General features: G+C 45.3%; 14 protein-coding genes. 11 read left to right on the top strand and 3 right to left on the bottom strand.

All coding sequences use genetic code 11. From position 1 onward, the window contains the following. The first annotated feature begins 27 nt into the window (after nt 1–27). The 10 genes from ACQEXP_RS11645 to ACQEXP_RS11600 are packed head-to-tail and all read left to right on the top strand — an operon-like array spanning nt 28 to nt 9,620. The gene (locus ACQEXP_RS11645; protein WP_269377721.1) at nt 28–1,485 is read left to right on the top strand and encodes a type II and III secretion system protein family protein; all 1,458 of its coding nucleotides are present in this window, start codon (nt 28–30) and stop codon (nt 1,483–1,485) included. A 9-nt stretch (nt 1,486–1,494) separates the two neighbouring features. Beyond that, nucleotides 1,495–1,758, top strand: a complete 264-nt coding sequence (locus ACQEXP_RS11640; protein WP_269377719.1) for a hypothetical protein — start codon at nt 1,495–1,497, stop codon at nt 1,756–1,758. Between the two features lie 18 nt (nt 1,759–1,776). After that, the gene (locus ACQEXP_RS11635) at nt 1,777–3,012 is read left to right on the top strand and encodes a pilus assembly protein TadG-related protein (RefSeq protein ID WP_426969989.1); all 1,236 of its coding nucleotides are present in this window, start codon (nt 1,777–1,779) and stop codon (nt 3,010–3,012) included. Further along, nucleotides 3,009–3,452 carry a TadE/TadG family type IV pilus assembly protein gene (locus ACQEXP_RS11630; RefSeq protein WP_269377716.1) on the top strand — a complete coding sequence of 148 codons (444 nt, stop codon included), beginning with the start codon at nt 3,009–3,011 and terminating at the stop codon, nt 3,450–3,452. Before ACQEXP_RS11635 ends, ACQEXP_RS11630 begins: the two co-directional genes overlap by 4 nt. Beyond that, complete coding sequence (locus ACQEXP_RS11625; protein WP_269377715.1) at nt 3,449–3,934, top strand: TadE/TadG family type IV pilus assembly protein; 486 nt, start codon at nt 3,449–3,451, stop codon at nt 3,932–3,934. The genes ACQEXP_RS11630 and ACQEXP_RS11625 overlap by 4 nt, the downstream gene beginning before the upstream one ends. A 9-nt stretch (nt 3,935–3,943) precedes the next feature. Beyond that, complete coding sequence (locus ACQEXP_RS11620) at nt 3,944–5,164, top strand: AAA family ATPase (protein WP_426969987.1); 1,221 nt, start codon at nt 3,944–3,946, stop codon at nt 5,162–5,164. Nucleotides 5,165–5,192: 28 nt separating this feature from the next. Beyond that, on the top strand, nt 5,193–6,683 hold the full coding sequence (locus ACQEXP_RS11615) for a CpaF family protein (protein WP_426969985.1): 1,491 nt from the start codon (nt 5,193–5,195) through the stop codon (nt 6,681–6,683). An 11-nt stretch (nt 6,684–6,694) separates the two neighbouring features. Next, the gene (locus ACQEXP_RS11610; protein WP_426969983.1) at nt 6,695–7,663 is read left to right on the top strand and encodes a type II secretion system F family protein; all 969 of its coding nucleotides are present in this window, start codon (nt 6,695–6,697) and stop codon (nt 7,661–7,663) included. Between the two features lies 1 nt (nt 7,664). Then, entirely contained in the window at nt 7,665–8,606 is a 942-nt protein-coding gene (locus ACQEXP_RS11605; protein WP_426969981.1) for a type II secretion system F family protein, read from the top strand. Nucleotides 8,607–8,615: 9 nt separating this feature from the next. Beyond that, a complete protein-coding gene (locus tag ACQEXP_RS11600; protein WP_426969979.1) occupies nt 8,616–9,620 on the top strand; it encodes a tetratricopeptide repeat protein in 1,005 nt (334 codons plus the stop codon). Nucleotides 9,621–9,652: 32 nt separating this feature from the next. On the opposite strand, the gene chrA is transcribed toward ACQEXP_RS11600, so the two are convergent. Continuing rightward, nucleotides 9,653–10,798 (bottom strand): chromate efflux transporter, encoded by a 1,146-nt coding sequence (gene chrA, locus ACQEXP_RS11595; RefSeq protein ID WP_426969977.1) that lies wholly within the window; start codon nt 10,796–10,798, stop codon nt 9,653–9,655. Nucleotides 10,799–10,904: 106 nt separating this feature from the next. Here chrA and ACQEXP_RS11590 point away from each other — a divergent pair, with 106 nt between their 5' ends. After that, complete coding sequence (locus ACQEXP_RS11590) at nt 10,905–11,813, top strand: LysR family transcriptional regulator (protein WP_426969976.1); 909 nt, start codon at nt 10,905–10,907, stop codon at nt 11,811–11,813. Here ACQEXP_RS11590 and ACQEXP_RS11585 read toward each other — a convergent pair. Next, on the bottom strand, nt 11,794–12,888 hold the full coding sequence (locus ACQEXP_RS11585) for a phosphatase PAP2 family protein (protein ID WP_426969974.1): 1,095 nt from the start codon (nt 12,886–12,888) through the stop codon (nt 11,794–11,796). The genes ACQEXP_RS11590 and ACQEXP_RS11585 overlap by 20 nt on opposite strands. Nucleotides 12,889–12,955: 67 nt before the next feature. Then, complete coding sequence (locus ACQEXP_RS11580; RefSeq protein ID WP_426969973.1) at nt 12,956–14,299, bottom strand: MATE family efflux transporter; 1,344 nt, start codon at nt 14,297–14,299, stop codon at nt 12,956–12,958. Nucleotides 14,300–14,336: the final 37 nt, after the last annotated feature.

Below are 14,336 nucleotides of genomic sequence, written 5' to 3'. Positions count from 1 at the left end.
TATCCGTGTCAGGGACTGAGGTGAGCTATGAATAAAATAATAACACTGTTTTTTATCTTGCTGCTGTGCAGTGGTGTTACCCATGCGGCTTCACAATCAGGGAAAGTGGTCAAAGTTCCCCACCATAAATCCACACACGTAACGTTAGCTGGCAAAGCAAAGCGTGTTTCATTGGGTGATCCGGATGTGCTTGATATCGTGATGCTTAAATCCGATGAGCTGTTTTTGATTGGTAAGAAGCTTGGCTCGACCAACCTGATGGCTTGGGATAGCCGTGGACAACTGATTGAATCCATCAATATTGAAGTCACTCATGATTTAAACAGCCTCAAGGCCAAACTCTTTGAGTTTTTACCCAATGAAACCATTGAAGTGCACAGTGCCCAAAACCGATTAATTTTGAGTGGACAGATAAGCAATCAAGCGGCAATGAATATTGCTTTGAGAGTGGCAGAAACCTACTCCGCCGGACGAGAAGCAGACAAGGAAAATAAGTCTCTGAGTAAGCAAGTTGATAAAACTGGCGTGATAAATCTGATGACGATTGGTGGTGCGCAGCAAGTTATGCTTGAAGTCACCGTTGCAGAAGTTCAGCGCAGCTTAGTGCGTAAGTTTGATGCTAACTTTGCCTTCTTCCAATCCAGCGGCTCTAAGTTTAAATGGGGCGGGGCATCTACCGCAGCTGGTATCGCGGGTGCAACGCCAATTTTTGAGATACCGACATCTGGTGATTACGGGATTTTAGGCTCCTTTATTGATGGCAATACCTTATTTAGTTTCGCCCTCGATGTCGCCCGACAAAACGGCACTGCGAAGGTCTTGGCTGAGCCCAATTTGACTGCGTTGAGTGGCTCAAAAGCGGAGTTTCTAGCTGGGGGGGAATTCCCAATCCCAGTGCCAGACGATAAAGGTATAACGATCGAGTACAAAGAATATGGTGTGGGTCTGAAGTTCATCCCAACCGTATTAAGCGACAAAAAAATCAATCTCAACTTAGCAGTGGATGTGAGTGAAATTGCCAACAGTTCTTCGCTAACCTTGTCTCCAGGTGATACCAATAGTACCTACGTTATCCCTCCCATTACGCGTCGCAGTGCTTCGTCTACTCTTGAGCTAGCGGATGGACAGACGATTGGTATCGCTGGGCTACTGAGTGAAAATGTACGTGATGTGGCGAGCAAGATGCCCGGTTTGGGCGATATTCCGATCTTGGGGCAAATGTTTAATAGCCAAGAGTATGTTTCAGGTGAAACTGAGCTGGTTATTTTAGTGACGCCAAGGCTCGCACAGCCAATTGACCGAAACAAGGTCACTCTGCCGACTGACTCTTTTGTCGAACCCAATGATTTTAAGTACTACTTACTCGGTCGTGGTTCGTATATCGCGCCTGTCAAGAAAACACCCAAAGCACAACCTGCCGATGAACAAGAGTATGTTGACCGAAGTAAAGGCGGCACTGAAGGCACATTTGGACATAGTTTGTAGGAGAGCGATATGAAAAACGTAATAACTATAGCGATTGTTGTTTGTTGTTCTGCTCTGCTTCTCGGCTGCGCGAATAAACCGCGTTTAGGGCACCATGTGGCCAAGGTAAAAACACAACAAACATACAATCAAAATGCATCTCAAGAAAACTTGGGAGTCATTCCTTCGGGTAGTGGTGAACGAATGGAAAGTGCCTATCAAGTCTATACAGGCAAACAGAGCTCAGACTTAGAAGGCACTGATAGTCAAGTTTTGCAGGGGTTTGCTAATTAGACCCTAAGGATGGACGCAATGAGGTTGCCAAGAGAGCGAGTAGGTAAATATTCGCGACAAAAGGGCTTGGTTTTGGTCATGGTGACGGTAGCGATGCTTGCTTTGGTAGGCGTCGCTGCCCTGTCTATTGATGTAAGCCATGCTGTGCTAAATAAAGCGAGATTGCAAAACAGTGTCGATGCTGCTGCGTTAGCTGCCGCCATTGTCATGGATAGCGAAGGGACGAATGCCCAAGCGACCACAGCGGCTAATTCAACATTGAATAACGTCGCTGCGGCTACTGGCAACTCCGAAATGGACTTCTCCAATGCGACCGTCACGGTAGAGTATTCAAACGATCCCACCATATTTCCTCAGTCGAGTGGCTATAACGCGAACTTGGATACTTATGTACGTGTCACTGTAAGTGCTTACTCGCTTGATAATTTCTTTGCTTACCTATTTGGCGTCGATAAACAGTTGGTATCGAGCGCGGTAGCTGGACCGAGCCCAGGTATTGATGTGGTCAATGTTGTGCCTATGGCGGTATGTGAAGGTGATTCAGGCACAGGAGGTTCGACTGGCTACGATACAGGAGAACTCTACGCGCTTAAAATTGCCGATCAGAATCAAAGTGATATGGGATCGGGTAATTATCAACTGCTTGATTTTGGTTCTGGAGCAGACACAGTGAGAAAAGCTCTCGCTGGTGGTTATGAAGGAAGTGTCGGGGTAGGTGATACCGTTATAACCAAACCCGGTAATACGATAGGTCCGGTAGGTCAGGGGCTAAATACGCGTTTTGGTGCTTATAGCGGTGGTGGGCTATCTGCCAGTGATTTTCCTTCAGACATCTATGTAAAGGAACCGGACACTAAAGCGACTTTAGATAACGATGGCAACATCGTTTACAACGATGAGAGTGTTGAAGGTGAGCCGTGGGGATACGAAGATTATAACGATGCGTTGCCGGATTGCTCAGGCGATCCTGACTGCAAAATGGACTCCGGCGGACAGCATGATCGACGTATTTTGGTCGTTCCAATTGTGGACTGTACGGGAGCCAGCGGCGGGACAAGCAGCTTTACCGTTACTGCATTAGGGTGCTTCTTTATGCTGCAAAAAGCACCGACCTCCAATAGCGGTAAAGAAGCCGTATTTGGGGAGTTTATTTCTGACTGTACTGCGTCGGGTGGAAACCCGGGTCAAGATTCTAGTAATGAAGGTCCTTATACCATTGTCTTGTATAAGGATCCGGGAGGGGATGAATCATGAACAAACGCTATAGGAATCACTCCCGAACAAAAGGGCTGGCAGCAGTGGAAATGCTGATTGTTCTGCCAGTATTAATGATGATTTTAATGTCGATTGCTGAGTTTGGTAATGCGTTTGTTCAATACACCAACTTAACCAAAATGGCTCAGAGCGGAATTCGTTATGCAACCGCTGGTGTGACTGGTACATCAAGCTATGACCAGATCGCCGATGTCGATGAAATTAAAAACATGGTCGTTTACGGAAAAACCGTTGTGGGGGAAGGAGCAGCATCTTTGATGAGTGGCATAGACACGTCAGACGTCACTGTATTGCATGAGAATGGTTATGTCACAGTCACGATTAATCATACTTATGTTCCTGTTATTACTGAGTTTAGCTCGACGCTCAATTTTGCTGTGCCTTTAAATGCTTCGGCAATGATGAGGACAGCACCATGAAAAAGCAAAAAGGTCTATCGATCATAGAATTTACCTTGGTCTCAACCGCGTTGCTATTGGTGATTTTTTCTGTGATTGAGGTAGGGCGTTACATCTACTCATTGCAGATGGTTAATGACATGACACGAATCGCCGCGCGTTTGGCGGTTGTTTGTAAAGTTGAGGATAAAGCCAATATTCCCGCCTTAGCGGTAGTCAGCGGAGCGCCGTATGGTTTTTCTGCTAGCAATCTGACTATTGAGTATCTCGATGCTTCGGGGAATGTTATTCAAGGAACTCTGACAGATGATGCAATCTTTCCTACAATTGAATATGTGAGGGCTAAAGTCGTTGATTTTGAATATCAATTTACTGGCTTGCTCAGTTTCATCAACTTGACTGGTGGCCTGTCTGTTCCGGAGTTTGAAACGACTCGACCAAGGGAAAACCTAGGTCATCACAGAGAGACCCCCTTTAATGAAGAAAATAGCACGGACTGCTAGGAGAACTATATGGGAGAAGCAGTGACGCTAACGACTAATGGTGACCAACCCATAAGACTGAAAACAAACTTAACTGTTTGGGTATTCTATTTATCTGACGCCTTTCACCTTCATATCAGTCATGAGTTGTCAAAGTGCCCCAGTGTCAGCTTTGAAATGATTTCGTTCCATGGTCTGGTGGTGGGGAATCTTGCACACTTCTCTCCACCTGATCTTATTTTTGTTGAGACGGGGCCGAATTGGGCACAAAAAATTGTTGAGCTTCAACAGTATGAAGGGCCAGAGCATGCCAGTGGCCATGAAGCGTCATTGATTGTTTTCGGCAATGAGAATGATAATGGCGCACTAAAAATCGCTTTACGTATTGGAGCCGCAGATTTTATCTCCGATAAGGCGACCTTGGGGGATCTGATTCCGCTACTTAGGAATGTTGCTGAAGAAAAAGTGGCAAGCCGAAACCTTGGTGAGCTGCTTGTATTTATGAACACTAAAGGTGGTGCGGGTGCATCAATGTTGGCGCTCAATACCGCCATTACGATTGCGAAACAGAACCCAGATAATGTTCTATTTGTTGATCTAGATACTCAGTTTGGCGTGATAGAAGATTATCTGAACGTCTCTTGTACTTACGGTCTCACAGATGCCATCGCGAATCTTTCTGATTTAGATGAAGTCTCTCTTGGTGGGTTAGTCACTAAGCATGAATCTGGTCTGCACACGATCGGTTTTAAACGTGAAAATAGCCATGAGAATTTCGAAAAAGCGCCTCAACTCAATAAGTTAATCCCTATCTTACGTGAAAGATACCCTTACATTGTGATTGATTTATCTCGCGGGCTTGATCGGATGTTTGGCTCAGTTATCTCACCAGCGACGAAACTGTTCTTGGTGACTCAACAAAACTTAGTCGCGATTAAAAATACGACGCAGATTATCAAAGTGCTGACGTTCGAGTTTGGTGTCTCTAGAGATCAAATGGAAATTATCGTCAATCGTTATGAGAAGCGACAGTCGATCAAATTAAAAGATATTCAAGAAACCATAGGCGGCATGAAAATTCACACCATACCTAATGAATTTAAAGTTGCGCTTGAAAGCGCCAACTTAGGCCGACCTTTTATTCAGTCCAAAAAAGGCAGCGCAATTTCCAAGTCAGTTCAACGATTAGCACACTCTTTAGTTCCGGAGCAGGAGAGTGAGAAAGGTTGGTTTAAGAAAATGTTCTCCTAACAAAGCTTGATAATAACAAGGGGCTACTATGTTCTTTAAAAGGAAAAACATAAACCCGGAGCTACAAAAGAAAGTGGTTGAAGCTGAGGATCGTCAAATCCAGCAAGCGAATCAACTACAAGAGGCTGTGACTACCGAGCCACAAACAAGTCAAGTGGTAGAAGAAAAGGCTTCTGAATCTTTTCAAGAAAGAAAACGTCGCGAGGCTCAAGCGAAAGGTCATGCTGTTGAAGAAGAGAAGAAACAACTCGAGCTAGAGCTTTCGGTTAAACATTATTATCACCAAATGTTGCTTGAAACTCTCGACTTAGGCTTGTTGGCGAGCTTGGAAAAGGAACGTGCTAAGTCTGAGCTTCACGACGCCGTTGTGCAGCTAATGGCGGAAGACCAAACGCACGCATTGAGTGCGGAAGGGCGTAAACGGGTAATACAACAAATCGAAGATGAGGTTTTTGGTTTAGGTCCTCTTGAGCCACTGCTCAAAGACCCGACTGTGTCGGATATTTTGGTGAACGGACCTAAGCACGTCTTTGTTGAACGACGTGGTAAGTTGGAATTAACCCCTTACACCTTTCTTGACGAGCGACATCTTCGCAACATTATTGATAGAGTCGTGAGTCAGGTTGGTCGACGTATTGATGAAGCATCACCTATGGTGGATGCTCGTCTGACTGACGGATCACGTGTAAACGCCATTATTCCCCCACTTGCGCTTGATGGTTCATCGGTGTCGATTCGCCGCTTTGCGGTAGAGAAGTTGAACATGGATAACCTGCTCAACTATAACTCTCTGTCTCCCGAAATGGCTAAGTTTGTTGAAGCAGCGGTGCGTGGGGCGATGAATGTACTCATCTCAGGTGGTACCGGTTCAGGAAAAACCACCACACTTAATATCTTCTCGAACTTTATTCCTTCTGATGATCGTATTGTGACGATTGAAGACTCGGCAGAACTTCAACTGCAACAACCTCATGTCGTACGACTAGAAACACGTCCAGCTAATCTTGAAGGCAAAGGGGAGATCACCCAGCGAGACTTGGTAAAAAACTCATTGCGTATGCGTCCCGACAGAATTGTGCTGGGGGAGGTGCGTGGTGCTGAGGCGGTTGATATGTTAGCGGCAATGAACACTGGTCATGATGGTTCGTTAGCGACAATACATGCCAATACGCCGCGCGATGCTCTCTCTCGGGTAGAGAATATGTTCGCGATGGCGGGCTGGAATATGACTGCCAAAAACCTACGCTCTCAAATTGCGTCGGCCATACATTTGGTTGTTCAAATGGAACGTCAGGAAGACGGTAAGCGACGTATGGTCAGCATTTGTGAGATCAACGGCATGGAGGGCGAAATTATTACCATGTCGGAGATTTTTAAGTTCCAACGTAGAGGAATGGATGAAGAAGGGAACGTCTTAGGACACTTTACGGCGACGGGAGTCGTACCGCAATGTCATGACCAGCTCTCTAAAAAAGGCCTTCATCTTCCTTTCGAAATTTTTAATGAGTCACACTCATAGAAGGGGGCATTATGCAGCAGGATGCGACACTCTTTTTTGTCTTACTTTTCTTCGCTGTGGTGTTCATTTCGCAGGCGCTGATTCTGCCTGCGGCAGGGAGTAAAGCAAAGCATAAAGAGTTATCAGATCGATTAAAGGAGTCCCAGTCTAAATTAGATGAAGAGGCACGTTCACTGCTTCATGAACATTACTTAAAAAGCCTGACCCCTTGGGATCGTCGTTTAGTAAAAATTGAGGCACTGTCGTCGCTCAAGAAAATGATTGAGCTGTCTGGATATGACTGGAGTTTAACTCAAACCCTACTCATTACTTCTATCTCGTCGGTTTGTTGTTTTTTTATCGCGCTGTTTATTGGTCAACCTCTTTATGTTGGGATCGCAGCGATTATTGCGGTTTGGATGTGTCTATATTTTTGGTTAGGTAAGAAGATTTCAGATCGCTTGGCGGCCTTTGAAGAACAGTTACCTGAAGCCCTAGACATCATGCGTCGTATGTTACAAGCGGGTCAGCCGGTCACTCAGGCCTTTAATGAGGTGGGGTTGGAAATGCCGGCACCAATCGGAGTTGAATTCAAAAACACGTTTAACTTACTCAATTACGGCTATGACATGCGGATGGCGATCATGCAGATGGCGGAGCGTACACCAACGGTTTCCATGCTCGCGTTTTCCAGTGCGGTTTTGTTGCAAAAAGAAACTGGCGGTAATCTATCGGAAAACCTTGAGAAAGTATCAAGAGTGCTGCGGGCACGTTTTAAACTGCAAAGAAAAATCAAAACCTTGTCAGCAGAAAGCCGCCTGTCGGCGTGGATATTGGTTCTTTCACCTTTTGTTCTGTTCATTTTCCTCAGTGTGATTAACCCTGGCTATGTCGAGCCGCTCTATACCGACCCAAGGGGAATGAAACTTGTGAGTGGGGGTGTCGTTAGCCTATTTTTTGGTTCACTGTGGATCAGAAAAATCATTAACTTCGAGGTGTGATATGGACTCTGTACTGACCTTTATTTCGTCCTTTAACCTTGATGAACAGACTGTTATTTTAGGCTTGATCCTACTGGCAACCGTGTTGATTATTTTCACTCTGTCGCTATTACTCGTCGGCTCTAAATCGCCGTTAAAAGCCAAACTTAGCCAACTAAAAAGTACCAGTGGTGTCGAAAAGCAGCGGACAAAACGCTTAGAGAACACTTTAGAGTCGCTTGCACCAGCCATGAAACCTTCCAACTCAAAAGAGACCGAAAGCATTCGTGAAAAGCTGATGCATGCGGGCTATCTTGATGCGAGTGCGCTCACTGTGTTTTATGCAATTAAAGCGTTGTCGTTAGTGGTAGGGCTACTGATGGCGGCGGGGTTCTTCTTCTTTGCTCCAGATATGTCAATGCGTAACCTGGCCATGATTGTTAGCGTTGGTGTCGGCATGTATGGACCGAATATTGTGCTCGGATATATGGTTGATAAGCGGCAATCAAAGATTCGCAGTGGGATTCCAGACGCCTTAGATTTATTGGTTGTGTGTACTGAGTCTGGGTTAGGGTTTAACGCTGCTCTTCGTAGAGTCGCGGATGAACTGACCATATCGCACCCTGAATTTGCTGATGAACTGGATACCGTATGTGTCAAAGTAAAAGCAGGGGTCGAATTGTCGGATGCGTTTAATGACTTGATTCATCGGACGGGGCTGAAAGAGATCGCTGGTCTGGTGACTATGTTGGCTCATGCATCAAGAATAGGCGGTAGCTTGTCACAAACATTACGTGAGTATACTGAAGACTATCGAGACAAGCGTAATCAAGAAATCGAAGAGGTTGCAGCTAAGATTCCAACGAAAATGATTTTTCCTCTGTTGATCTTTATTTGGCCTTGCTTCTTTATCGTTGCAATTGGTCCGTCAATGCTGCTCTTCACTGCATCTATGGGAAAATAAGGACGGACTATGAAAGGACTTCAACTGGTTGTATTCGCGCTATCTGCGATATTACTTTCTGCATGTGCCTCTAAAGAGTCGAGCTTAGACACTTCTCTCTATGATGGTAAACCCATCGACTCACTTTCGTCAGAAGAACCACCGACGACAGAGAAAGAGGCCATCGCAAGGGGTGACAAAGCGCTGAGTGTCGGAAACACCGATTTAGCCTTGTATGAATACATTCGCTCTCTTTCGTTTGAAAATGGTCAGTATAGAGATCGTTCACTGTTCAACATCGGTCGAATACACCAATCTAGAGGGAACTTAGCGCTGGCTGAAAAAGCCTATCTGATTGCGATTGAGGAGAATCCCAACAATATCCAAGTTCTTGAACAGCTTGGTATCCTCTACAGTCGCAATGGAGATATTCAGCAGGGTACCAGCTACTTTATGCGAGCAGTCAATGCGGATCAGGTGAGGTTTAACAACAATAAGACCTTGAGCAACACTGACCTAAGTACGGTAGAAGCCGTTAATAAGCTTCAGGTTGATAGTTACTCGCCTGAATATGCCTTAATGGGATTGGGGGTCATCGCTGACTTGGACAAGAACCACGAATTGGCTCAAGCCTTCTATAAGCAGGCACTCAGTATTGATCCTGACTCGGTGAAAACCTTGACCAATGTTGGATACTCTTTCTATATGGCTGGGGATTATCGCAAAGCTCAGCGTTTCATTATACAGGCATTGGATAAAGAGCCTAATAATGATAAGGCTTTGAATAATTTAGCGTTAATCTATCTAGCTAAAGGTGAGATTAATCGTGCTCTGAACGTGTTTTCTCAGCATATGACGAAACCAGAAGCGTTAAATAATGTGGGTTATTTCCTTACCCTTCAGGGAAAACCAGAACAAGCGATTCCATATCTCCAGCAGGCGATTGATTCGAGACCGACTTATTACAAAGTTGCCAATGAAAACCTAGAAAAAGCTTTGGCTATGGTTCGGGAAGAGAAAGCTTCAGATGAATAACACAAAGGAGAGCGAATGCTCTCCTTTGCTTTTTAACTCCAATAGCCCATTGCGAGGCCGGAAACCATAAAGAAGCTCACCAGCCAAATAATCGCGAGCTTTTGTTGTTTTAACAGATAGAACCCCACTAATACTAGACTGATATCCAGTGGACTCAGTACTGCGCTGATAAAGACTGGCTGATACAGTGCCGCGACGAGCAAACCGACAACCGATGCATTCACGCCATTGACAGCTCCAGAGATGGTTGGATTGTGCGCTAATGACTGCCAGTTTTTCAGTACGCCCAATAGCAGTAAGAAGCCTGGTAGGAAAACCGCGATCGTCGCTATCAATGCGCCCGCCGTTGGAGCGGCTGGTAGTAATTGGTAGCCAATATAAGTCGCAAAAGTAAACATCGGACCTGGTACAGCCTGCGCTGCCGCATAACCGGTCAGGAAAGCGTCTTGGCTAATTTGATCACCAACGATGTTTTGCAGCAATGGAAGAACCACGTGGCCACCACCAAAGACTAAGCTACCTGCTTGAAAGAAATCGTTGAACAATCCCAATGCTGGTATCGCTTGACTGGCAAAAGGTAAACCGACTAGCAGCACAACAAATAGCATAAGTGGTATGAGTGATGGTTTGAAACTTGTTGAATCTGATTGAGGGGGATTGGCTAGGCACTGACTGCCTATAAGAGCGGCAAGCACTAAAATCCCCATTTGAGTTGCAATACCTGGCAATAGAAGTAAGGCGACTGCGGTAATGAGACACAAAGAAACGGTTAACGTCTCTTTACAGAAATTTTTATACATGCCCCATGCCGCATCGGCGACCACTACAACTGCAAGTAATTTCAAGCCATGAACCACATTATGAAAGGTGGTGGTTTCAGTCAGTTGGCTACTTAACATAGCTAACGCCAGCATGATAAGTACGGAAGGTAGTGTAAAGCCGATAAAGGCCATACAAGCACCGCCAAGACCTGCTCGTTTGTAACCTAGAGCAAAGCCGACTTGGCTTGAACCAGGGCCTGGTAAGAACTGGCTGAGTGCGACGATTTGAGCATATTCACTGTCATCAAGCCATTTAAGCTTCTCGACGAAGGTATTACGAAAATAGCCAATATGGGCCGCTGGACCACCGAAACTTATCCAACCAAGCCAAAAGAAGGTTTTAAAAATCGACAACATTGTCATGTTACTCGTCTAACAAATACTGCCCATACTCTACTCAATGAACTAAAATGACTCAAATTGATATTCTTAATACAAACTATGAATTAAACAGGATGGGATTGTGAAGGAGTTTAATTGGAAAGGGATCGACCTTAATTTGCTGGTGGCGTTTCAAGCTCTTTACCAAACCAACAGTGTTAGCCTAGCGGCGGAACAATGCTTTGTCAGTCAGTCTGCTATGAGTCATACGTTGCAGAGAATGCGAGCGCTATTTGCTGATCCTTTATTCGAACGAGTGGGGGCGACGATGCAGCCCACTCGGCACGCTCAAGACATTGCTCCAGTGATCGATAAGTTGCTTGGTAGCATTAAGAATGACTTATTGGTTAAGAAGCACTTTGTCCCTAAAAGCTATACTGGCGTATGGAAAATCGGACTAACGGATTACGCCGAGCAGCTTTTTGCGCCCGCGTTATACGACGCGATCAAACACCAATCACCCGATTCACAGGTCAGTTTTTTTAACGTCAATCGCAGCAATTATGTAGATATCGTTGAGAGCGAAGCGCTGGATATCGTGATTGGAAGTATCGAAAACCTTAATCGACGTTTTCTGTCTGAGCTGCTCTACACAGAGCAACACCTGTGTTTATTCGACCCGAATACGGTTGAAGCAGGTGACACGATGTCGATTGAGGAGTTTGTAGCAGTAGAACATGCCTTAGTTAGCCCCGATGGTAGCCTGCAAACGCAAGTTGATAAATCATTGTATAAGCTCGGATATACCAGAAGAGTAGGTGTAGCATCACGCAATTTTCTTACTATCAGACGCTTGTTACTAGGTCGGAAATTACTGTGTATTGTGCCGAAGCGTTTTGCTGAAATGGAAATGTATTCACATGATCTGAAAGCGATCACTAGCCCGATTGAGATCCCTGATTTTGATATTCGCCTGTTGTTTGCCAAAGCCAATCAGTATGAAGAAAAGAACTGCTGGATTCGACAAATCGTTACTGAGACGGTTCGCTAGCGAATCGACGAGATATCCAACCACAGCCTTTCCAGATGAGTAGAGTTAATATGATGCTTAGATAGCCATCAATCGCGTAGTGCCATGCAAGATGGACAGAGCCTATTTGGATGAAAATCATGTATACCCACATGAGCAAGCCAAGTTTCTTATTGTACTGGTAGCTGGCTAAGGCCATCAGCATCGCAACGGAGACGTGCATACTCGGCATAGCCGAAATACCCGCTCCAATGCCTCCCTCGCGACCTAAGTAGTTAAGCCAAAGGGTATCCTGTACATCTAAGGCCCAGACGGGAAACCATCCCGCCTCAACCATGGTGCGACTTTGATCGCTGAGCAAATCAATCAAGGGCAAATAGTGAGTATGCTCGGGATTGAGCAAGTGGGTATAGCAAGGGCCAGCAGAAGAGAGCAGAGTGGCGGTAATACCACCTATCAAAAGCCAGCTTGACATATAAGCGATCAAATACTGATTGCGAAGATGAGTTAGGTCGCGACGGACAATAAAAAACAATGTCACACCCCACATAAGTAAGAACCATAAGTGGTAGAGAAAGTTGATCACATAGGTCGCAAACGGCGAAGAGAAGATCCCGTGGGTGATCTCCCATGGAGAGACACCGAAGTGTAGCCACTTATCTAACTCATAGAAGGCCAAATCATATTGAAATGGATTGATGTCCGGTATTACAGATTTAAGATACGAATAGCATGAGTAAGTGAGATTCAGCGCTAATACCAACAGAATAAAGCTGACCGCTTTTGAAAGTGGATTAAAAAAAACGATCAGGGTTTTGATATAGGCTTGGATCGGATGAGGTCGACGGTGATAAAGAAGATAAAGGTAATAGGCGCTGCTCCATGTGAGAAAGGTGATGTAGCAGATTCGAATCAGGGTGCTGAGGTAAGTAAATGCGCTGTACTCAATGTTTGAGGAGTAGCTAAACACCAGCGACATCAAATAGAGGGCAAAGGTGGTAAACAGCACATAAGCGTAGAGAAGCCTATCTTGATTAAAGGCCTGCTTAATTTGTTGCCAGTGGCGGGAGCGTGCTTCTGACGTCAATAACTGCATATAAAATAATGATTTCCGGTCGTTTTAAATCAAGTATAGAACATGCAATACGACTCGATTTATCGACTTAGCCTAATGTATAGCGAGTCCAGACTTTAGAGCGCCAGCGCCTTGCCATGATCAAACCGCGGAACCACTCATCGAGTGCAATCGCCATCCAAGCACCGATAACACCAAAGCCCCAATGCACACCAAATAGGTAACTCATGGCTACGCCTAGTCCCCACATACTGAGAATGCCCATTTGGACTGGGAATTTAATATCTCCTGCGGCTTTTAGTGCCGAGATAAAAATCAAATTAAACACCCGCCCAGCTTCTAAGATAATTGACCCTGCAATGAGACTGGCTGTGAGTGCAGAGATCTCGGGGTCGGTGGTGAACAGCGGAATAATGTTGTCGCGCAGTAAATAGATAGCAATAGTCACCAGTGTCGAAACAACAAAGCCAATCACAAAGTAGCGCTGGACCAGTTTGAGAATCGAATCTATCCAACCTCGCCCAATGTAGTAACCTGCTTGTATCTGGCTACCTTGCCCCAATGCAAGGGCAAAGGCGAATGATAGACGCGCAATATTTTGTGCGTAGGTAAAGGCAGCGAGTGAGGCGGTGCCCATCTGAACGATGAAAAAGGTGATACATATTTGAGCCATATTGTATGACAGGACCTCACCTGCATTCATGACACCTATCTTTACGATACGAGAATAAATCGTTCTCGGAATTTGCTTAAATTGACTAAACGGTAGCGAAATATCACTACGTCGGATGACCACCGCTAAAATCAGAGTGCCGATAACTTGGCTGATGACAGTAGCAATCGCGACACCTTCCACGCCATATACGGGTAGGCCGAAAGGTTGGTAAAGGGCGATGTAGTTGCCGACAATATTGATTACACCACTAATCAGGTTGACGACCATGGGGGCACGTGAATAGCCGTTACTGCGCAAAATAGTCGTCAGGACAATGCCGAGTGTAATGTTAAACGTCATCGCTCCACTGATGACTAAATACTCATGAGCATATTGCTCTACCTGTGCTTCAAGTCCGTACAGCGGTAAAAAATGATAAGCGCCGATCACTGCAATCACGCTTAACGAAATCCCGACGAGCGCGGCAAGGGCAATACTTGCGATACCCACATAAGCCGATTCCAAAGTGCGGTTGGAACCATTGTATTGAGCAATAAGGATCCCAGTCCCACTGCTGACCATTGAAGAGACTATGATCAGAAAGAACGATAGCTGAGAAATGACACCTACGGCAGAAACGGCTTTGTCTGAGTACCCACTTAACATGAATACATCACTGGTATTGAGTGCAGTCCTTAGCAAAATTTCGACGAACAGAGGCCACGTCAGGGCGACGATATTCATACGTTTATCGATAGAGCTTGCTGAATTCGACATAGGGGTCTTAACAAATGAAGTGGAACCGACAATTATA

It is taken from the genome of Vibrio sp. TRT 1302 (assembly GCF_050113875.1).
GTDB lineage: Bacteria > Pseudomonadota > Gammaproteobacteria > Enterobacterales > Vibrionaceae > Vibrio.
Note: the sequence above shows the minus strand (reverse complement) of the source record. Positions and strands in the feature narration are given on the sequence as shown.